Origin of the sequence: Bacillus sp. TH50, assembly GCF_016650565.1 — a bacterium.
Taxonomy (GTDB): domain Bacteria; phylum Bacillota; class Bacilli; order Bacillales; family Bacillaceae_G; genus Bacillus_A; species Bacillus_A mycoides.
Genome location: NZ_JAEKFM010000003.1, coordinates 3,001,442 through 3,022,500, shown reverse-complemented (window position 1 = coordinate 3,022,500; position 21,059 = coordinate 3,001,442). Strand labels below are relative to the sequence as shown.

At 40.6% G+C, this 21,059-nt stretch carries 15 protein-coding genes, 3 tRNA genes, 3 rRNA genes, 1 other RNA gene and 1 other annotated feature (1 of these 23 cut by a window edge); of the genes, 4 read left to right on the top strand and 18 right to left on the bottom strand.

The window, feature by feature from the left end:
* From recR to tadA, 5 genes are all read right to left on the bottom strand, one after another.
* Positions 1–48 carry the start of a recombination protein RecR gene (gene recR / locus JFU23_RS15690; protein ID WP_085308546.1) on the bottom strand. Its footprint begins 549 nt before the window's first position, so 48 of the gene's 597 nt are visible here — the first part of the coding sequence; the start codon lies at positions 46–48; its stop codon lies beyond the left edge, outside the window.
* A gap of 14 nt (positions 49–62) precedes the next feature.
* Positions 63–389, bottom strand: a complete 327-nt coding sequence (locus tag JFU23_RS15685) for a YbaB/EbfC family nucleoid-associated protein (RefSeq protein ID WP_170935248.1) — start codon at positions 387–389, stop codon at positions 63–65.
* Positions 390–414: 25 nt separating this feature from the next.
* Entirely contained in the window at positions 415–2,103 is a 1,689-nt protein-coding gene (gene dnaX / locus JFU23_RS15680; RefSeq protein WP_002029302.1) for a DNA polymerase III subunit gamma/tau, read from the bottom strand.
* A 132-nt stretch (positions 2,104–2,235) separates the two neighbouring features.
* An RNA gene (gene ffs / locus JFU23_RS15675) (signal recognition particle sRNA large type) lies at positions 2,236–2,500 on the bottom strand.
* A 78-nt stretch (positions 2,501–2,578) separates the two neighbouring features.
* Positions 2,579–3,073, bottom strand: a complete 495-nt coding sequence (gene tadA, locus JFU23_RS15670; protein WP_002063356.1) for a tRNA adenosine(34) deaminase TadA — start codon at positions 3,071–3,073, stop codon at positions 2,579–2,581.
* Between the two features lie 106 nt (positions 3,074–3,179).
* Between tadA and JFU23_RS15665 the strand changes: the two genes are divergently transcribed.
* From JFU23_RS15665 to JFU23_RS15655, 3 genes are all read left to right on the top strand, one after another.
* Complete coding sequence (locus JFU23_RS15665) at positions 3,180–3,719, top strand: cysteine hydrolase family protein (protein ID WP_002130738.1); 540 nt, start codon at positions 3,180–3,182, stop codon at positions 3,717–3,719.
* Positions 3,720–3,842: 123 nt separating this feature from the next.
* Positions 3,843–4,478, top strand: coding sequence for a deoxynucleoside kinase (locus JFU23_RS15660; RefSeq protein WP_002170085.1), 636 nt, complete (start codon positions 3,843–3,845; stop codon positions 4,476–4,478).
* A 2-nt stretch (positions 4,479–4,480) separates the two neighbouring features.
* Positions 4,481–5,149 carry a deoxynucleoside kinase gene (locus JFU23_RS15655; RefSeq protein WP_085308541.1) on the top strand — a complete coding sequence of 223 codons (669 nt, stop codon included), beginning with the start codon at positions 4,481–4,483 and terminating at the stop codon, positions 5,147–5,149.
* Positions 5,150–5,184: 35 nt separating this feature from the next.
* Here the strand turns inward: JFU23_RS15655 and JFU23_RS15650 are convergent, their stop codons facing one another.
* The 7 genes from JFU23_RS15650 to guaB form a co-directional block, all read right to left on the bottom strand.
* On the bottom strand, positions 5,185–5,580 hold the full coding sequence (locus tag JFU23_RS15650) for a sigma factor-like helix-turn-helix DNA-binding protein (protein WP_002029297.1): 396 nt from the start codon (positions 5,578–5,580) through the stop codon (positions 5,185–5,187).
* Positions 5,581–5,746: 166 nt separating this feature from the next.
* A tRNA-Ser gene (locus JFU23_RS15645) sits at positions 5,747–5,839 on the bottom strand.
* Positions 5,840–5,993: 154 nt separating this feature from the next.
* A complete protein-coding gene (serS, locus tag JFU23_RS15640; RefSeq protein ID WP_002009617.1) occupies positions 5,994–7,268 on the bottom strand; it encodes a serine--tRNA ligase in 1,275 nt (424 codons plus the stop codon).
* A 51-nt stretch (positions 7,269–7,319) separates the two neighbouring features.
* Positions 7,320–7,540 (bottom strand) — a binding site (T-box leader).
* Positions 7,541–7,594: 54 nt separating this feature from the next.
* Positions 7,595–8,185, bottom strand: a complete 591-nt coding sequence (gene pdxT, locus JFU23_RS15635; protein WP_201032236.1) for a pyridoxal 5'-phosphate synthase glutaminase subunit PdxT — start codon at positions 8,183–8,185, stop codon at positions 7,595–7,597.
* 18 nt (positions 8,186–8,203) lie between these two features.
* A complete protein-coding gene (gene pdxS / locus JFU23_RS15630) occupies positions 8,204–9,091 on the bottom strand; it encodes a pyridoxal 5'-phosphate synthase lyase subunit PdxS (RefSeq protein WP_002009615.1) in 888 nt (295 codons plus the stop codon).
* Positions 9,092–9,250: 159 nt separating this feature from the next.
* On the bottom strand, positions 9,251–10,558 hold the full coding sequence (locus tag JFU23_RS15625; protein WP_201032292.1) for a serine hydrolase: 1,308 nt from the start codon (positions 10,556–10,558) through the stop codon (positions 9,251–9,253).
* A gap of 113 nt (positions 10,559–10,671) precedes the next feature.
* Entirely contained in the window at positions 10,672–12,135 is a 1,464-nt protein-coding gene (gene guaB / locus JFU23_RS15620; RefSeq protein WP_002107266.1) for an IMP dehydrogenase, read from the bottom strand.
* A gap of 115 nt (positions 12,136–12,250) precedes the next feature.
* Between guaB and JFU23_RS15615 the strand changes: the two genes are divergently transcribed.
* Positions 12,251–13,252, top strand: a complete 1,002-nt coding sequence (locus JFU23_RS15615; protein ID WP_002009610.1) for a YaaC family protein — start codon at positions 12,251–12,253, stop codon at positions 13,250–13,252.
* 36 nt (positions 13,253–13,288) lie between these two features.
* On the opposite strand, the gene rrf is transcribed toward JFU23_RS15615, so the two are convergent.
* The 6 genes from rrf to gyrA all read right to left on the bottom strand — a co-directional run bounded on the left by rrf (position 13,289) and on the right by gyrA (position 21,018).
* A 5S ribosomal RNA gene (rrf, locus tag JFU23_RS15610) occupies positions 13,289–13,404 on the bottom strand.
* 49 nt (positions 13,405–13,453) lie between these two features.
* A 23S ribosomal RNA gene (locus JFU23_RS15605) occupies positions 13,454–16,375 on the bottom strand.
* Between the two features lie 79 nt (positions 16,376–16,454).
* A tRNA-Ala gene (locus tag JFU23_RS15600) sits at positions 16,455–16,530 on the bottom strand.
* A gap of 10 nt (positions 16,531–16,540) precedes the next feature.
* Positions 16,541–16,617: transfer RNA gene (locus tag JFU23_RS15595), tRNA-Ile, on the bottom strand.
* A gap of 131 nt (positions 16,618–16,748) precedes the next feature.
* A 16S ribosomal RNA gene (locus JFU23_RS15590) occupies positions 16,749–18,300 on the bottom strand.
* The 16S, 23S and 5S rRNA genes sit together here with 2 tRNA genes alongside, the layout of an rRNA operon.
* A gap of 243 nt (positions 18,301–18,543) precedes the next feature.
* The gene (gyrA, locus tag JFU23_RS15585) at positions 18,544–21,018 is read right to left on the bottom strand and encodes a DNA gyrase subunit A (protein WP_201032235.1); all 2,475 of its coding nucleotides are present in this window, start codon (positions 21,016–21,018) and stop codon (positions 18,544–18,546) included.
* Positions 21,019–21,059: the final 41 nt, after the last annotated feature.

Sequence of the window (21,059 nt, the reverse complement as noted above, 5' to 3'; positions counted from 1 at the left end):
CTTCATAAAACTATCGATTAATTTTGATATCGGTTCTGGATAATGCATATATCAATATCCTCCTAGAACATTCCACCTGGTAAGTTCATGCCTTTTGTAAATTTGCCCATTGTAGAGTTTGAAAGTTCATCAACCTTTTTAAGTGCATCATTCGTTGCAGCTAATACTAAGTCTTGTAACATTTCGATATCTTCTGGATCTACAACTTCTTCTTTAATTTTCACTTCAAGAACTTGCTTATGACCATTTGCAATAACAGTAACCATTCCGCCGCCAGCTGTACCTTCAACTGTTTTTTCGCCAAGCTCTTCTTGCGCCTTCGCCATGTCTTTTTGCATCTTTTGCATTTGTTTCATCATATTATTCATATTTCCCATTCCGCCACGCATCATAATTAATTCCTCCTCATTATTATTACTCTTTTATTTCAATAAGTTCTTGCCCTACTAATTTTACAGCCTCTTCTATAAGAGGATCTTCTTTTTGTTCTGGGCTTTCTTCAGAATCCCCGCCTTCGCGTTGTAAAAAGTCTTCACGAATTTTACCCCATTCACTTTTTGGGATAGCAATCATATTTAACCTTTTACTTAACAATTCAAAAAGAGTTTGTTCCAATGTATCCATCGCTTCTCGATTTTCACTAGCCATTTTGCAATGAATCTCATATTGAAATGCTAACACATAGGTATCATCCGAAGCCGCAACTGGTTCACTATTTTCTAATAAAACAGCAAATGCTACTTTGTTATGTGACTTGAGCCTTCCTAATAATTCGCCCCATACAGCTTTTAACTGTTCTAAATCTTGACGCTTCGCTTGCTTTAACACTTCATTCACACGTCCAACAGGAATTTTCATACTTCCTGTTCGTACCGGTTTTGGTGTTGCCCGCGTCTCTCTTACTTCCTGCTGAACACCAGCTGGCACACCATTCTTTTTAACTTGCTCTAACTCTTTCTCCAGCTGCTGCATCCTGTTCATAATCGCTTGTAAACGATCTGCGCCGTTTGCTTGCATCATAAACTGCTGACACAGTTGCACCATAACAACTTCCAAGAATATTCTTGGATGGTTTGTCCACTTCATCTCCTGTTGTCCCTTACTAAGGGTATGAATAATTTCATAGATTACTTCCGGTTGCATTTCTTCACTTAACGTACGGAATTGATCATCTACAATTACCCGTTCCAACATATGTTCTAATTGTGGTGAAGTTTGATATAAAAGCATATCACGATAGTAGTAAATGAAATCCTCCATAAAGCGAACTGGATCTTTCCCTTTACTCATCATCTCATCTATAATACGTAACGCTCTTGATACATCATTTTCACGTATACATTCTACCAGGTCACCCAAATATCGCTGAGATACAGATCCTGTTACAGCTAAAACATCTTCACTCGTCACCGTCTCATCACTATAAGAAATAGCTTGATCAATAAGACTGAGGGCATCACGCATACCACCTTCGGCGGCACGCGCTACGATTTGTAACGCTTCATCTTCTACTTGCGTACCTTCATTCGTCACGACCGTCGATAATCTCTCAACGATATCATTTACTGATATCTTTCGAAACTCAAAACGCTGACAACGCGAAATAATTGTAGCTGGAATTTTATGCGGTTCTGTTGTCGCCAGAATAAAAATAACATGTCCTGGCGGCTCTTCTAAAGTTTTCAAAAGCGCATTAAAGGCACCCATAGAAAGCATGTGAACTTCATCAATAATGTATACTTTATATCCTACAGCACTTGGAGCATATTTTACTTTATCTCTTATATCTCGAATTTCATCTACACCGTTATTTGAAGCCGCATCAATTTCTAATACATCTGAAATAGACCCTTGTGTAATTCCTAAACAAGAAGGACATTCATTACAAGGTTCAGCTACCGGGGCGTGTTCACAGTTAATTGCCTTTGCAAATACTTTTGCAATTGTCGTTTTCCCTGTTCCCCTCGGACCCGAAAACAAATAAGCATGTGAAGCTTTCTCTTGAAGAAGGGCATTTTGCAACGTTTTTGTCACGTGCTTTTGACCGACTACATCTTCGAATTTTTGCGGTCTCCATGTTCGGTATAACGCTTGGTATGACACGAAAATACGGCCTCCCTCAAAGGTTATTATCTTATTTATTATAACCCATTCTGTTTATAGATTCCAAAAGTTATTTTCCATACAAAAAACTCACCTTTATATAAAGGTGAGTTTTGTATACATATATAACTGCCGTGCACCTTCTGTCGATTACGTACCATAAGCGTTACTTAAGCAGTTAGCTCGGTTCAGGCACTCCTGCGGCACACGAGAAAACCCGCTTATTGCTGCTTCCTTCCGGACCTGACAAGGTTCACGGGGTCCCGTTGCGCAGGACCCAAACGTCAACACCACTTACTTAAGGCAGACCTTACAGCAGCATAACCTCGAGAAGGGATTCAGCCTCGCTAGAGCGGATTGCGAGTATAGGGCACCGCTACCTCCCCGCTTAGCACGGCAAAGTTAAAACCAATATTCGGTTGCCTTGGATAAGGCATTATCAGTATAACTTGTTTTTTTACAAAATGCAAATACGTTAGTTACCATTACTTTTCTCTAGTTTTTTCACTTCTTTTCTTTTCTTACGAAGCTCCCTAAAAAAAATCGTTAACAACGTACCACATTCCTCTTCAAGTACACCAGCCACTACTTCACACTGATGATTAAAACGCTCATCAGTTAAAAGATTCATCAACGTACCTGCACATCCACCTTTCGGATCGCTCGCACCATATACAACCCGTTTTATACGCGATAAAACAATTCCCCCTGCACACATTGGGCAAGGTTCTAATGTTACATATAACGTTGCATCTTCTAAACGCCATGTCCCTAATTTTTTGCAAGCTTCATCAATAGCTAAGAGTTCGGCGTGAGCTATTGATCTCTGTTCAGTTTCTCTTAAGTTATGTGCGACACTAATCACTTCACCATCTAGCACAATTACAGCACCAATTGGTACCTCTTGTATCGCCTCCGCCTTCTTCGCTTCCTCTATTGCTAACTGCATAAAATATATATCTCGCTCCATAATATAGTCCTTTCACCAAAAATAAAATACACTTTTTCATTTCTTGCAGGTGGGATAACTTTTACAAATTCAATCCAACCTAAAGAAGAAAGAGAGGGAATTACATATGAAAAATACTGCCTTACTCATTATCGATATGATTAATGATTTTCAATTCTCCCACGGACCCATCCTGGCACAGAAATGTGAAATTATAAAGAACCCCATTTTACAATTAAAGGACACCATGAAATCATTGGGCTATCCAATAATTTATGTCAATGATCACTATCAACTTTGGAGATCTGATATTGATCAACTTATCACCCATTGTACAAATGAGTATAGTAAAAATATTATCGAGGCCATTGCTCCGCATACTGACGATTACATTTTTATTAAACCACATTACTCTGCTTTTTATGAAACACCTTTGAATTCTTTATTAGGTTATTTAAAAATCGAAAATCTCATTTTAACAGGAATTGCCGGGAACATATGCATCCTTTTTACAGCTAATGATGCCCATATGAGAAATTATACACTTTATGTACCACGGGATTGCATCGCTTCTAATAACGAGCAAGATAATGAACATGCTTTAAAAATAATGGAAGCCACATTAAAGGCAAATATTGTACCGTCATCCCAAATAAAATTTAATTAATACATATCTATTTTCTAACTTTTTATATCAAATTAGTCCGCTCGCTCCCCTCTTGTGCTACAATAATTCTGTTTTGTGTTTTTAGTAGTCACGGTAAATCACTGATTGAAAGGAGGAAACAGCGTGACCGGAGTACCATTTATCACGGTTGAAGGACCAATTGGTGTTGGAAAAACTTCACTTGCGAAGGAACTTTCAACTCACATGCAACTCCACTTACTAAAAGAGATTGTTGATGAAAATCCTTTTTTAGGAAAATTCTACGAAGACATCGACGAATGGAGTTTTCAAACAGAGATGTTCTTTCTTTGTAATAGATACAAACAACTAGAGGATATTAACATAAAGTATTTGAATCAAAGAAAGCCTGTAGTAGCAGATTATCATATATTTAAAAATTTAATTTTTGCATCCCGTACATTAAAAGATTCTCAATATGACAAGTACATGCAAATTTATCGCATTCTTACGCAAGATATGCCTGTGCCAAATGTCATCGTTTATTTAACAGCGAGCCTAGAAACATTACAAAAACGAATTGCCATGCGCGGAAGAGAATTCGAAAAAAATATGGATCCAAATTACTTGCTACAGCTTACAAAAGATTACGAAACAGCAATGGATGCTTTCAAAAAGGACCATCCAGATATTCCAGTATTGAAATTTAATGGAGACGATATGGATTTTGTAAGAAATCATGATGATTTAAATGTCATCTTATCAGCTCTTCAAAATACTCTCTTGAAGGAGTCGAAATAACAATGAATTTAAGGCAAAAATATGATATACCAAATGATGCAGTTATCACTATTGCTGGAACAGTAGGTGTCGGTAAATCAACTATGACAACTGCATTGGCTAACGTTTTAGGTTATCGCACATCTTTTGAAAAAGTAGATTCCAACCCATATTTGGACAAGTTCTATGCCGATTTCACACGCTGGAGCTTTCACTTACAAGTGTACTTTTTAGCAGAACGATTTAAAGAACAAAAAAGAATTTTCGAATATGGTGGCGGTTTTGTTCAAGACCGTTCTATCTATGAGGACACTGGTATTTTCGCAAAAATGCATTACGAAAAGGGTACAATGACTGAAACTGATTATGAAACATACAAAGGTTTATTTGATGCTATGGTCATGACTCCTTACTTCCCTCATCCAGACTTATTAATTTACCTAGAAGGTTCTTTTGATGATATTGTCGATCGCATTCAAGAACGAGGACGTCCCATGGAGCAGCAAACACCAATTGAATATTGGAAAGAGATGCATGGACGTTACGATAACTGGATTAATAACTTTAATTCATGCCCTGTTTTACGATTAAACATTAATGAATACGATATTTTAAAAGATGGTGATTCAATCGAACCAATCATTAAAAAAATTGGACATTTTTTAAAACAAACACGTAAACTTGTAAAATAAAAAACCCGTGCATATGCACGGGTTTTCCTATGAAATTACTTTTTCTTTTTTGTCGGAGCAATAATTTCACTCTCTGGCTTTCCAGCATTAATACGCTGACGAACAGTACTCGTACTAATATCATATGTTTCAGCAATCTCTTTAACAGTCAATTCTTTCCCATTAATTACTGCTGTTAGTAATTTCCCTGTACGTTTTGGAGTTACTTCTTTTTGCACAGCTGGTTTTTCAGCTTCTTTTGGTACCTCTACTTTTTTTGCAACCTGTTTTACATCACAAGTGCAACCACAAAGTTTACGGAATGTATCATCACTTATAATGCGCGACACATTTGCACCACTGTTTAAAATTCTATTGTTCTTACAGACAGGACATTGTACATAATATAAAGTTTTTCCATCTAAAGGAAACGTTTGTATAATAAGATCCATGTTAACTCCTTTCATATCTATGAAGATAATCATCGGAATATGAGTGTGTAATAAGGACACTATATCCTTACATCATACTTTATGATTGGTTTTAAAATAAAAACTCGTTACGTGTTGGTAACGAGTTCTCCAATCTCCACTTATATGCGCTGTTGTCAATTATATCTGGAGGAGGTAGAGGGATTCGAACCCCCGCGCGACTCTCGCCGCCTGTCGGTTTTCAAGACCGATCCCTTCAGCCAGACTTGGGTATACCTCCATATTGACATCAAATATAATATCAAAAGAAAAACAGTTAGTCAACCCTACTATAATAAATTATGAGGAAAGGAAAATTTTACTTCCCCTCTCCTTTATGACACTGCTGACAACGTCCATAATTACCAATCACTCATACCGATGAATGTTTTAACTTATTTAATAACTGTTTTCCCTCCCATATAAGGGCGAAGAACTTCTGGAATTATAATTGTACCATCTTCTTGTTGGTAGTTCTCTAAAATAGCTGCCACTGTACGTCCAATTGCAAGACCAGATCCATTTAGTGTATGAACATGTTCCGGTTTGCCATTTGGCTCACGACGGAAACGGATATTCGCGCGTCTCGCTTGGAATGCCTCAAAATTACTACAAGAAGAAATTTCACGATATGTACCATAGCTTGGAATCCATACTTCAATATCGTATTTCTTCGCTGCTGTAAATCCTAAATCTCCTGTACACATGCTCATAACACGATATGGCAACTCTAATAATTGTAACACGCGCTCTGCATCATTTGTTAATTTTTCTAACTCTTCGTAAGAATCTTCTGGTTTCACGAACTTCACAAGTTCAACTTTATTAAATTGGTGTTGGCGAATTAAACCACGTGTATCACGACCAGCTGAACCTGCTTCAGAACGGAAGCATGAGCTAAACGCAGCATATCGTATCGGCAATTGCTCTTTACTCACAATCTCATCACGATGCATATTCGTTACAGGTACTTCAGCTGTTGGGATTAGGAAATAATCTTCACTTTCAATACGGAATGCATCTTCTTCAAACTTCGGAAGTTGTCCTGTTCCTGTCATACTTGCACGGTTTACCATATAAGGAGGCAATACTTCCTCATATCCATGCTCATCAGTATGAAGGTCAAGCATAAAGCTAATCAAAGCACGTTCTAATCTTGCACCAGCACCTTTGTAAAATACAAATCGGCTTCCTGTTACTTTCCCAGCACGTTCAAAATCTAAAATCCCTAAATCAGTAGCAAGGTCCCAATGTGGTTTTGGCTCATAAGTAAATTCTTTCACTTCTCCCCAAGTACGTGCTACTACGTTATCATCCTCTGTTTCACCTATTGGGGCAGATTCATGAGGGATATTTGGGATAGATAGCATTAATCTTTCTAAATCTTCTTCAACTGTACGAAGCTCATTATCAAGATCTTTTACTTTTTCCCCAACTTCACGCATTTCTAGAATTAGAGCTTCCGCATCTTTCTTTTCACGCTTTAATACTGAAATTTGTTGAGATACTTCGTTACGTTTACTTTTTAGTTCTTCTGTTTGAACAAGTAGCTCTCTTCTTCTCGTATCAAGTTCTTCAAAGCGACCAAAATCCGTTAAATCTTCGCCTCTATGCTGTAATTTTGCTTTTACTTCTTCAAAATTCGTACGTAAAAATTTAATATCAAGCATTATATACTCCTCCTTTTATTTTATAAAACACAAAAAACTCCCGTCCCTATACAAAGGGACGGGAGTTAACCCGCGTTGCCACCCTAGTTGAAAGCATTACCGCTTTCCTCTCAAGTAGAAATAACGGCTCTTCACCGGGAATGTTTACTAATCAAAAGATATTCCACATTCCATTCCAGGATGGATTCACAAACTGTTTCTATCGATTTCCACCAACCATCGACTCTCTATAAGAAACAACATTTGTTACTACTTCCTATCAACACGCTTATTTTATAAAATTGTTATCATCAATTTACTATAATCTTATACAAGTTGCAAGTTACTTATACAACTTTTTTCATTTTCGCTTCTTTTACCATTTCTACAAAGTATGCTGTTACACGATGATCATCCGTTAATTCCGGATGGAAAGAAGCAGCTAAAAACGGCCCTTGCCTTACCGCTACCATTCGCTCGCCATGCATAGAAAGTACTTCAACATCATCAGCTACATTTACAACATACGGAGCACGGATAAATACACCAACAAAGTCTTCTCCCACACCTTTCATTGAAAGTGCAGCTTCAAAACTATCTTTTTGGCGTCCGAACGCATTGCGCTCAACCGTAATATCCATAGCACCAATATGTGCTTCTTCATAGCCAATAAGTGTTTTCGCAAGAAGAATCATTCCTGCACATGTACCAAACATTGGTTTACCAGACTTCGCAAATGTACGAAGAGGCTCCATGAAAGCATACTTATCAATAAGACGGCGCATTGTTGTACTTTCACCGCCTGGTAAAATAAGACCATCAATCTCTTCAATTTGCTCTATACGCTTTACAACAACAGCTTCTGCACCACTTGCCTCAACTGATTTTACATGCTCACGAACTGCACCTTGAAGACCTAGTACACCAATTTTCACCATTTTAAAGATCTCCTTTAATTACCATCCACGCTCTTGCATGCGTTGTTCTGGTAATAACGTTGAAATTTCGATACCTTTCATTGCATTACCTAATCCTTTAGAAAGGCTTGCAATTAGTTCGTAATCTTCATAATGAGTCGTTGCTTCAACGATTGCACGTGCAAATTTCTCTGGGTTCTCTGATTTGAAGATACCAGATCCAACAAATACACCATCAGCACCAAGTTGCATCATTAACGCTGCATCTGCTGGTGTTGCTACACCACCTGCTGCAAAGTTTACAACTGGCAGGCGACCAAGGCGTTTAATTTCAAGTAGTACTTCATAAGGAGCACCAGTATTTTTTGCATATGTCATTAACTCATCTTCACGTAGACTTGCAACTTGACGGATTTCTGCATTGACTTGGCGCATATGACGCACCGCCTCTACAATGTTTCCTGTTCCAGGTTCACCTTTTGTACGAAGCATAGCTGCACCTTCTGCAATACGACGTGCAGCTTCTCCGATATCGCGGCAACCACATACAAACGGAACTGTGTAATCACGTTTATTTAAATGGTATACTTCATCAGCAGGAGTCAATACTTCACTCTCATCGATATAGTCTACCCCTAATGATTCTAATACACGTGCTTCTACAAGGTGACCGATACGACATTTTGCCATAACCGGAATTGATACAGCACCCATAACTTCTTCAACAATTGTTGGATCTGCCATACGAGAAACGCCACCTGCTGCACGAATATCTGCAGGTACACGCTCTAATGCCATAACAGCAACTGCGCCTGCCTCTTCTGCAATCCTTGCTTGCTCAGCGTTAACTACGTCCATAATAACGCCGCCTTTTTGCATTTCTGCCATTCCACGTTTTACACGTTCTGTCCCTGTTACATTTGTCATGTACAAAAACCCCCCTAGGTGAATTGCTTTCCCCGTTAAAGAAGAAAATTAAGAATACTCTTACATTCTACCACTAACTATCTGATGCTTGTCCACTACTTTTTCATAAAGTCGGTATGAAAAATAGGAATAAGAAAAAGCCCCTACAATGAGGAGCTTTTAAAACCAACCTTTTACTGTATCAATAGCACCATTCCACATACCACTAAAGAAAGAACCAATTCCGCGCATAGAACGTGTAAACCAGCCTGCCTCTTCTACTTCAGATTTTGTTACAAGGTCTACTTGTAATGATTTTCCTGATAAAAATCCAGGATCATTACTATCTTTAGACGTTACAACCATTTGTCCAAGTGCAACTCCCTTTTTCAGAGGTGCTTCTTGTCCCTTATTGCCTTCTTTAAATTCTGTTTTATAAACGTCTTTACTTCCCTTTGGCACCGGAAGTGAAACAGCTTGCTTCGTTTGAACTGCTACATCTTTATCTTTCGCATGTTCAACTCTTACTGTTTCTTTTCCTTTGACCGAAGAACCTTTTTCATACATTTTCTTCATTTCAAAGTTAGCAAAGCCATAATCATATAATTTCTTCGTCTCATCGAAACGCGCTGTATGAGAACTTGTTTTAATAACTACAGAAATAAAACGCATACCGTTTCGTTCAACCGTACCAGTGAAGCAGTCCCCTGCTTCTGGAGTTGATCCTGTTTTTAGACCATCTACTCCGTCATATTCTTTAACTAAACCCTTTAACATCCAGTTCCAGTTCGACATCCCAAATTTCTCTTTTTCGGGACGGAAAACTTTTTTCGGGATTTTTGCTGTATCTAACACTTTTGGATAATCTTTAATTAAATGTTGCGCTAAAGTTGCAACATCCTTCGCAGACATTTTATTTTCTTCATCCGGTGTTGTACCTTCAGGATGCATCCCTTTTAAATCTTTGTTCGTTAAACCCGTAGAATTAACAAATTTATAATTTTTCAATCCTAGTTCTTTCGCTTTATCATTCATCATTTTTACGAAATCTACTTCTTTACCTGCAATTGCTTCTGCTAATGCAATTGTTGCACCATTTGCAGAAAAGATTGCCATTGCCTCGTATAACTCTTTTACTGTATACAGGCCACCATTTTCTAATGCAACATTTGATAATGAAGCATCTTGTGAAATCTTATATGCATATTCAGAAACCTTAATTTTTTGATCCCACTTAAGTTTTCCTTTATCCACTGCTTCATGAACTAAATATTCACTCATCATCTTTGTCATACTAGCAATTGATAATAATTCATCTGCATTCTTTTGATATACAATTTTTCCAGAATTCGCTTCAACTAAAATCGCTGCACCTGCTTCAATGTTTAAAGCAGCTCCTGTTTCTGCTGATGCATTGCTATATGGTGCAAACATGCCAAAAGCTAGTGCAAGCACTGTTACCAACGCAATGAATCTTTTGCAAAACATACCTTTCACTTTTGCTACCCCCAATATCTATGTACTCACATAACCGTTATTCTAACATAATCAAAAAAAAATAGACAGAGATATCAAATCTCTGTCTATTTGTATATAAGACATTACAATGAGTAGTTTGGAGCCTCTTTTGTAATCTGTACGTGATGAGGATGGCTTTCACGTAAACCTGCACCTGACATACGAATGAACTGTGCATTCTCACGTAAGAATTCTAAATTCTGCGCTCCGCAATATCCCATACCTGCACGTAATCCACCAACTAATTGATGAACTGTATCTGCTAAAGGTCCTTTATATGGTACGCGTCCTTCAATACCTTCAGGAACAAGTTTTTTGTTTCCTTCTTGGAAGTAACGATCTTTACTTCCTTTTTCCATCGCTCCAACAGAACCCATACCACGATATACTTTAAATTGGCGACCTTGGTAAATTTCAGTTTCTCCAGGGCTTTCAGCAACACCAGCAAACATACTACCTAGCATAACAACGTGTGCTCCTGCTGCTAAAGCTTTAACCATATCACCAGAGTACTTAACACCGCCATCAGCAATAACTGGAATACCGTGTTTACGAGCTTCTGTTGCACAATCATAAACTGCTGTTAATTGTGGTACACCAACACCAGCTACAACACGCGTTGTACAAATAGAACCTGGTCCAATACCAACTTTAACTACGTTTGCACCAGCCTCAATTAATGCTTTCGTTGCTTCAGCTGTAGCAACATTTCCAGCGATAATATTTAGTGCTGGATATTTCGCACGAACTTCTTTTACTTTTTCAATAACACCTTTAGAATGCCCATGAGCTGTATCAAGTACAATTGCATCTACACTAGCTTTTACTAATGCATCGATACGAAGCATAGCATCAGCCGTTACACCAACAGCTGCTCCAACTAATAAGCGTCCTTGCTTATCTTTAGCAGAGTTTGGGAATTCAATTACTTTTTCAATATCTTTTATTGTAATAAGCCCTTGTAATACGCCGTTATTATCAACAAGAGGGAGCTTTTCAATTTTATACTTTTGTAGGATTTTTTCAGCTTCTTCCAGTGTAGTACCAACTGGAGCTGTAATTAACTGTTCTTTTGTCATTACGTCAGAAATTTTGATTGAGTAGTCTTGGATGAAACGCATATCACGGTTTGTAATAATACCAACTAATTTTCGCTCATCTAAATTATTTACAACTGGTACACCTGAGATACGATATTTTCCCATAAGATGTTCTGCATCATATACTTGATGTTCTGGAGTTAAGAAGAAAGGATCTGAAATAACGCCGCTTTCAGAGCGCTTTACTTTATCAACTTGCTCTGCTTGTTGCTCAATAGACATATTCTTATGAATAATTCCTAAACCGCCTTGGCGAGCCATTGCAATAGCCATGTCAGCTTCTGTTACTGTATCCATTCCTGCACTAATTAACGGGATGTTTAGCTGTAAGCTTTCAGATAAAACTGTTTTAACACTTACTTCTCTTGGTAATATATCTGACCTCGCTGGTACAAGTAATACATCATCAAAAGTCAAACCTTCTTTAACAAATTTAGATTCCCACATAATTGTTCCCCCCATGATACCAGAAATTATTATTAGTAGCTTATCAATTGGTTAAAATACTGTCAAGGACGTATATATATGTTAGAATTTTTAGACAATAAAAGGAGCGTAATATATGCATCAAACACATTGTACTTGGCAGCAATTAAGTTTCTTTTTTTCATCTCAAAATGTACAACGTTATCTTGCCCGTTGTTATGAAAAATCCTCCATACAAGATGCTGAAAAAAAAAGTTTTGAAAACTGTTATCCCTTTATTTACTACTTAGAACACGGGAAAAATTATTATGAATTATATAAGGTGGCCCCCTTTTCGATTCAGCCAATGTTGTTATTTTATGGAATTAGCCAACTGTTTAAAGCTTGCTTGTTAACTATTGATCCTAACTATCCAGAATCAACTACTGTTTTAGCTCACGGCGTTACGACTCGTAAACGAAAAAAACAGGGGTATCAATTTTTAGAAGATGAGGTGAAAATACAGAAAAACGGATTGTTTACTCACGTTGCAGAACAACTGTTTCACATGAAACACTTAGAAGCGGAGAAGTTTAATATGTTAGAGCTAATGGGGAATATTCCTGAATTACAAAATTTGTTGCGCTATAGTCAAAAAGTATCAACTTTATATAAGATCGATTCAACAAATAAAAATGAGCTCTCCTTTTCAGTCAATATATTAGATCGACTACATATGACTAAAGAGCGATTTTCTCGTTACATCGAAACAACTTGTAAGCATTTATCAATACAACACGTACCTGAGAAAAATAATGAATTAAATTTGTTTTTTTCGGCACCTATTCAATCATGGAATCCTATGTATAGTACACCTTTATACTACGAGCATCTTACTGACACTTATTATTTACCACTTACGACTGACCCTAGAAACTCTAAGCCAGTGTTGCCTGAGCTTCTTGTTCATTATTTATTACTCTATAATTTAAGTATGATTTCTAGGTATGAAACGGATTGGTGGTATGACTTACTTGGAAGTTATGGATCTGAAGATTATCCGTTTATTTATCAATTTCTCAATATTTCTGCTCAAAAAATCCCTTACTATATTTCAGCATTTTTACTAACGGAATCCAACCTATTTCATGGGAAATAAAAAAAACACGAGTCAAATGACTCGTGTTTTTATCTTGCTTGGCGACGTCCTACTCTCACAGGGACAAGGTCCCAACTACCATCGGCGCTAGAGAGCTTAACTTCCGTGTTCGGTATGGGAACGGGTGTGACCTCTCTGCCATCATCACCAAACTATGAAGGTATATTCCTTCAAAACTAGATAACATTTGCTTCATATTATATGGTTAAGTCCTCGATCTATTAGTATTCGTCAGCTCCACATGTCACCATGCTTCCACCTCGAACCTATCAACCTGATCATCTTTCAGGGATCTTACTAGCTTACGCTATGGGAAATCTCATCTTGAGGGGGGCTTCATGCTTAGATGCTTTCAGCACTTATCCCTTCCGCACATAGCTACCCAGCTATGCCCTTGGCAGAACAACTGGTACACCAGCGGTGCGTCCATCCCGGTCCTCTCGTACTAAGGACAGCTCCTCTCAAATTTCCTGCGCCCACGACGGATAGGGACCGAACTGTCTCACGACGTTCTGAACCCAGCTCGCGTACCGCTTTAATGGGCGAACAGCCCAACCCTTGGGACCGACTACAGCCCCAGGATGCGATGAGCCGACATCGAGGTGCCAAACCTCCCCGTCGATGTGGACTCTTGGGGGAGATAAGCCTGTTATCCCCGGGGTAGCTTTTATCCGTTGAGCGATGGCCCTTCCATGCGGAACCACCGGATCACTAAGCCCGACTTTCGTCCCTGCTCGACTTGTAGGTCTCGCAGTCAAGCTCCCTTATGCCTTTGCACTCTACGAATGATTTCCAACCATTCTGAGGGAACCTTTGGGCGCCTCCGTTACACTTTAGGAGGCGACCGCCCCAGTCAAACTGCCCACCTGACACTGTCTCCCGGGTCGATAAGACCCGTAGGTTAGAATTTCAATACAGTCAGGGCGGTATCCCACCAGCGCCTCCACCGAAGCTAGCGCTCCGGTTTCAATGGCTCCCGCCTATCCTGTACAAACTGTACCAAAATTCAATATCAGGCTACAGTAAAGCTCCACGGGGTCTTTCCGTCCTGTCGCGGGTAACCTGCATCTTCACAGGTACTATAATTTCACCGAGTCTCTGGTTGAGACAGTGCCCAAATCGTTACACCTTTCGTGCGGGTCGGAACTTACCCGACAAGGAATTTCGCTACCTTAGGACCGTTATAGTTACGGCCGCCGTTTACTGGGGCTTCAGTTCAGAGCTTCGCTTACGCTAACCCCTCTCCTTAACCTTCCAGCACCGGGCAGGTGTCAGCCCCTATACTTCGCCTTACGGCTTCGCAGAGACCTGTGTTTTTGCTAAACAGTCGCTTGGGCCTATTCACTGCGGCTTTCCGTTAAGAAAGCACCCCTTCTCCCGAAGTTACGGGGTCATTTTGCCGAGTTCCTTAACCAGAGTTCTCTCGCACACCTTAGGATTCTCTCCTCGCCTACCTGTGTCGGTTTGCGGTACAGGCACCTTTTATCTCGCTAGAAGCTTTTCTTGGCAGCGGGGAATCAAAGACTTCGCTCCATAAGGAGCTTCCCCATCACAGCTCAGCCTTCACGATAAGCGGATTTGCCTACTTATCAGCCTAACTGCTTGGACGTGCACAACCAATCGCACGCTTCTTCTATCCTTCTGCGTCCCTCCATTGCTCAAACGATAAAGAGGTGGTACAGGAATATCAACCTGTTGTCCATCGCCTACGCCTGTCGGCCTCGGCTTAGGTCCTGACTAACCCTGAGCGGACGAGCCTTCCTCAGGAAACCTTAGGCATTCGGTGGACGGGATTCTCACCCGTCTTTCGCTACTCATACCGGCATTCTCACTTCTAAGCGCTCCACCAGTCCTTCCGGTCTGACTTCACTGCACTTAGAACGCTCCCCTACCACTGATACCATTGGTATCAATTCGCAGCTTCGGTGGTGTATTTAGCCCCGGTACATTTTCGGCGCAGAGTCACTCGACTAGTGAGCTATTACGCACTCTTTAAATGGTGGCTGCTTCTGAGCCAACATCCTAGTTGTCTAAGCAACTCCACATCCTTTTCCACTTAATACACACTTTGGGACCTTAGCTGGCGATCTGGGCTGTTTCCCTCTTGACTACGGATCTTATCACTCGCAGTCTGACTCCTAAGGATAAGTCATTGGCATTCGGAGTTTGACTGAATTCGGTAATCCGATGAGGACCCCTAGTTCAATCAGTGCTCTACCTCCAAGACTCTTACACTTAAGGCTAGCCCTAAAGCTATTTCGGGGAGAACCAGCTATCTCCAGGTTCGATTGGAATTTCTCCGCTACCCACACCTCATCCCCGCACTTTTCAACGTGCGTGGGTTCGGGCCTCCATTCAGTGTTACCTGAACTTCACCCTGGACATGGGTAGATCACCTGGTTTCGGGTCTACGACCACGTACTAAACGCCCTATTCAGACTCGCTTTCGCTGCGGCTCCGCCTCTTCAGCTTAACCTCGCACGGGATCGTAACTCGCCGGTTCATTCTACAAAAGGCACGCCATCACCCATTAACGGGCTCTGACTATTTGTAGGCACACGGTTTCAGGATCTCTTTCACTCCCCTTCCGGGGTGCTTTTCACCTTTCCCTCACGGTACTGGTTCACTATCGATCACTAGGGAGTATTTAGCCTTGGGAGATGGTCCTCCCAGATTCCGACGGAATTTCACGTGTTCCGCCGTACTCAGGATACATTCAAGAGAGAACGAAGTTTCGACTACGGGGTTATTACCCTCTGTGACGGACCTTTCCAGGTCGCTTCGTCTACCTCGTTCCTTTGTAACTCCGTATAGAATGTCCTACAACCCCAAGAGGCAAGCCTCTTGGTTTGGGCTAGATTCCGTTTCGCTCGCCGCTACTCAGGAAATCGCATTTGCTTTCTCTTCCTCCAGGTACTTAGATGTTTCAGTTCCCTGGGTCTGTCTTCCATACCCTATGTATTCAGGTAAGGATACCATACCATTACGTATAGTGGGTTTCCCCATTCGGAAATCTTCGGATCAAAGCTTACTTACAGCTCCCCGAAGCATATCGGCGTTAGTCCCGTCCTTCATCGAATCCTAGTGTCAAGGCATCCACCGTGCGCCCTTTCTAACTTAACCAAACTAAAATTAAAAAATATGAGCTACACTGTTATCTAGTTTTCAAAGAACATACCATTTGCTATATAAAATAGCTTTTTGGTGGAGCCTAGCGGGATCGAACCGCTGACCTCCTGCGTGCAAGGCAGGCGCTCTCCCAGCTGAGCTAAGGCCCCGTAAAATGTATGGTGGGCCTAAATGGACTCGAACCATCGACCTCACGCTTATCAGGCGTGCGCTCTAACCAGCTGAGCTATAGGCCCATACAAATTGCGGAATTTATTTATATCATATTCCTATTTAAGAGTCAATACTTATATTGAACTCTCAAAACTAAACGAAAACGAAACACGGAAACTTATATTGATGAACTGCGTTCATCAATTCTCCATAGAAAGGAGGTGATCCAGCCGCACCTTCCGATACGGCTACCTTGTTACGACTTCACCCCAATCATCTGTCCCACCTTAGGCGGCTGGCTCCATAAAGGTTACCCCACCGACTTCGGGTGTTACAAACTCTCGTGGTGTGACGGGCGGTGTGTACAAGGCCCGGGAACGTATTCACCGCGGCATGCTGATCCGCGATTACTAGCGATTCCAGCTTCATGTAGGCGAGTTGCAGCCTACAATCCGAACTGAGAACGGTTTTATGAGATTAGCTCCACCTCGCGGTCTTGCAGCTCTTTGTACCGTCCATTGTAGCACGTGTGTAGCCCAGGTCATAAGGGGCATGATGATTTGACGTCATCCCCACCTTCCTCCGGTTTGTCACCGGCAGTCACCTTAGAGTGCCCAACTTAATGATGGCAACTAAGATCAAGGGTTGCGCTCGTTGCGGGACTTAACCCAACATCTCACGACACGAGCTGACGACAACCATGCACCACCTGTCACTCTGCTCCCGAAGGAGAAGCTCTATCTCTAGAGTTTTCAGAGGATGTCAAGACCTGGTAAGGTTCTTCGCGTTGCTTCGAATTAAACCACATGCTCCACCGCTTGTGCGGGCCCCCGTCAATTCCTTTGAGTTTCAGCCTTGCGGCCGTACTCCCCAGGCGGAGTGCTTAATGCGTTAACTTCAGCACTAAAGGGCGGAAACCCTCTAACACTTAGCACTCATCGTTTACGGCGTGGACTACCAGGGTATCTAATCCTGTTTGCTCCCCACGCTTTCGCGCCTCAGTGTCAGTTACAGACCAGAAAGTCGCCTTCGCCACTGGTGTTCCTCCATATCTCTACGCATTTCACCGCTACACATGGAATTCCACTTTCCTCTTCTGCACTCAAGTCTCCCAGTTTCCAATGACCCTCCACGGTTGAGCCGTGGGCTTTCACATCAGACTTAAGAAACCACCTGCGCGCGCTTTACGCCCAATAATTCCGGATAACGCTTGCCACCTACGTATTACCGCGGCTGCTGGCACGTAGTTAGCCGTGGCTTTCTGGTTAGGTACCGTCAAGGTGCCAGCTTATTCAACTAGCACTTGTTCTTCCCTAACAACAGAGTTTTACGACCCGAAAGCCTTCATCACTCACGCGGCGTTGCTCCGTCAGACTTTCGTCCATTGCGGAAGATTCCCTACTGCTGCCTCCCGTAGGAGTCTGGGCCGTGTCTCAGTCCCAGTGTGGCCGATCACCCTCTCAGGTCGGCTACGCATCGTTGCCTTGGTGAGCCGTTACCTCACCAACTAGCTAATGCGACGCGGGTCCATCCATAAGTGACAGCCGAAGCCGCCTTTCAATTTCGAACTATGCAGTTCAAAATATTATCCGGTATTAGCCCCGGTTTCCCGGAGTTATCCCAGTCTTATGGGTAGGTTACCCACGTGTTACTCACCCGTCCGCCGCTAATTTCATAAGAGCAAGCTCTTAATCCATTCGCTCGACTTGCATGTATTAGGCACGCCGCCAGCGTTCATCCTGAGCCAGGATCAAACTCTCCAATAAAGTTAGTTTGTCTAGCATCTAAAAATAAAAATTGACGTTTCACGTTGTTTGTTTCGTTTAGTTTTCAAAGTTCAACATCGCGTTTCAGCGACTTTCATAATATATCATAGTATATTATTTTCGTCAACAAGTTTTTTTCGATAACTTGTTTCTCTCATTTGCTGACTCTGCCTATTATATATACTTCCCTATTGCTATGCAAGTATTATTATAAAAAAATAAGAGGGGGAGAAATCCCCACTCTTATTCTTCAGAAGAAACCTCTTCGCTAATTTCTTCTTCTTCTTCATCCTTTTGTGCTTTTGCTACTGTCGCTACCTCCTGCTCATCCCCTAATCGAATTAGACGAACACCTTGTGTATTACGTCCCATTTGAGAGATTTGATCAACTGGCATACGAATAATAACACCCGCTACTGTAATTAACATAACGTCTTCTTCACCTGTTACAGACTTAACTGCTACTAATTTACCGTTCTTGTCTGTAATATTACAAGTCTTCAGACCTTTACCACCACGACTCTGTAGTCGATACTCTTCAACCGGCGTACGCTTACCATACCCGTTCTTCGTTACGATTAAGACATTCGTATCCTCTTCAACAATTTCCATACCTACTACTTGGTCCTCTTCGCCTAGTGTAATAGCTTTTACACCAGCTGCATTACGACCCATAGAACGTACATCCTGTTCATTGAAGCGAATTAACATACCGTTACTTGTCCCTACAATAATATCTTTATCACCAGATGTTAAACGTACAGAAATTAATTCATCTTCTTCACGAAGCGAAATTGCAATTAAACCGTTCGTACGTATATTTGCAAATGATGAGAGCGGCGTTCTCTTAGAGATACCTTGTTTCGTTGTAAAGAATAAGAACTGGTCGTCACCAAATTCACGAATTGGAATAATAGCGTTGATCCACTCACCCTTATCTACCCCTAATAGATTAATAATCGGTATGCCTTTTGCTGTACGACTATACTCTGGAATTTCATATCCTTTTGTACGGTATACTTTACCCTTGTTTGTGAAGAATAAAATATGATCATGAGTAGACGTTGTTAATAAATGTTCAACAAAGTCATCATCATTCGTACCCATTCCTTGTACACCACGTCCCCCACGGTTCTGTGTTTTGTACGTAGAAGCCGGTAACCTCTTAATATAACCATTATGAGTAAGTGTAATTGCGATATTTTGTTCTGGGATTAAATCTTCATCCTCTATAGCTTCCATACCGCCAATTGTAATTTCTGTTCTTCTCTTATCATTAAAACGATCTTTTACTTCAGCTAATTCCTCGCGAATAATTTCAAGAACTTTTTCTTCGTCCGCTAAGATTGCTTTTAACTCCGCAATTATCTTCATTAAGTCTTGATATTCTTGTTCGATTTTTTCGCGTTCTAATCCGGTTAAACGTTGCAAACGCATATCTAAAATCGCTTGCGCTTGTTTCTCACTTAAGCCGAAACGTTCCATTAAACCTTGTTTTGCAATATCAGCTGTTTTGGAACTACGGATTAAAGTAATAACTTCATCAAGATGATCTAAAGCAATTCGTAATCCCTCTAAAATATGAGCACGCGCTTCTGCTTTCTCTAATTCATAAGCAGTACGTCTACGAATTACTACCTTTTGATGCTCTAAATAATAATATAGATTTTGTTTTAAATTTAGGACTTGTGGCTCTCCATTTACAAGAGACAACATATTAATACCGAAGCTTGTTTGGAGTGCTGTATGTTTATATAGATTATTTAATAGTACATTGGCATTGGCATCACGACGTACTTCCATAACAATACGCATACCATTTCGATCTGATTCATCACGTAAATCTGTAATACCTTCAATTTTCTTATCACGAACTAGTTCTGCGATCTTTTCAATTAACCGCGCCTTATTAACTTGATAAGGTAGTTCTGTTACGATAATAGTTTGTTTACCATTTGCTTTCTCTTCAATTTCAACTTTAGCACGAAGTATAATAGAACCGCGACCTGTTTCGTAAGCTCTTCGAATTCCACTTCGCCCTAAGATTAAACCTGAAGTTGGGAAGTCTGGCCCAGGAATATATTCCATTAATTCCGCGATAGTGATATCAGGGTTATGACTTAATGCCAACACACCATCAATTACTTCTCCAAGTTGATGCGGTGGAATGTTTGTTGCCATACCAACCGCAATACCCGTCGTACCATTGACTAATAAGTTAGGGAAACGCGCTGGTAATACAACTGGCTCTCTTTCAGAACCATCGTAGTTATCTTGATAATCAATTGTATTCTTTGTAATATCGCGTATTAATTCCATAGAAATCTTAGACATTCTTGCTTCTGTATAACGCATTGCTGCCGCTGAATCTCCATCAACAGAACCGAAATTACCATGTCCATCAACAAGCATGTAACGTTGACTAAAATCTTGTGCCATACGTACCATTGTTTCATAAACAGCTGAATCACCGTGCGGGTGATACTTACCAATTACTTCGCCGACAATACGCGCCGACTTCTTATATGCTTTATCAGCTGTAATTCCTAAATCATTCATCGCATATAAAACCCTACGATGAACTGGTTTTAATCCATCACGAACATCTGGTAATGCACGAGACACGATAACACTCATTGCGTAATCTAAAAATGAGGTACGCATTTCATGACTAATATTAATTTCTCGAATTCGTGCTTGTTGTTGATTGTCTGACATCAACGAGCACCTCCTCTTACATTTCCGTTACACATACATTG

Coding starts and splice junctions, on each gene's coding strand:
- JFU23_RS15685 (WP_170935248.1), bottom strand. CDS start 389: ATGCGTGGCGGAATGGGAAATATGAATAATATGATGAAACAAATGCAA.
- tadA (WP_002063356.1), bottom strand. CDS start 3,073: ATGGAGCGAGATATATATTTTATGCAGTTAGCAATAGAGGAAGCGAAG.
- JFU23_RS15665 (WP_002130738.1), top strand. CDS start 3,180: ATGAAAAATACTGCCTTACTCATTATCGATATGATTAATGATTTTCAA.
- JFU23_RS15655 (WP_085308541.1), top strand. CDS start 4,481: ATGAATTTAAGGCAAAAATATGATATACCAAATGATGCAGTTATCACT.
- JFU23_RS15650 (WP_002029297.1), bottom strand. CDS start 5,580: ATGGATCTTATTATACAAACGTTTCCTTTAGATGGAAAAACTTTATAT.
- serS (WP_002009617.1), bottom strand. CDS start 7,268: ATGCTTGATATTAAATTTTTACGTACGAATTTTGAAGAAGTAAAAGCA.
- pdxT (WP_201032236.1), bottom strand. CDS start 8,185: ATGGTGAAAATTGGTGTACTAGGTCTTCAAGGTGCAGTTCGTGAGCAT.
- pdxS (WP_002009615.1), bottom strand. CDS start 9,091: ATGACAAATGTAACAGGGACAGAACGTGTAAAACGTGGAATGGCAGAA.
- JFU23_RS15625 (WP_201032292.1), bottom strand. CDS start 10,558: ATGTTTTGCAAAAGATTCATTGCGTTGGTAACAGTGCTTGCACTAGCT.
- guaB (WP_002107266.1), bottom strand. CDS start 12,135: ATGTGGGAATCTAAATTTGTTAAAGAAGGTTTGACTTTTGATGATGTA.
- JFU23_RS15615 (WP_002009610.1), top strand. CDS start 12,251: ATGCATCAAACACATTGTACTTGGCAGCAATTAAGTTTCTTTTTTTCA.
- gyrA (WP_201032235.1), bottom strand. CDS start 21,018: ATGTCAGACAATCAACAACAAGCACGAATTCGAGAAATTAATATTAGT.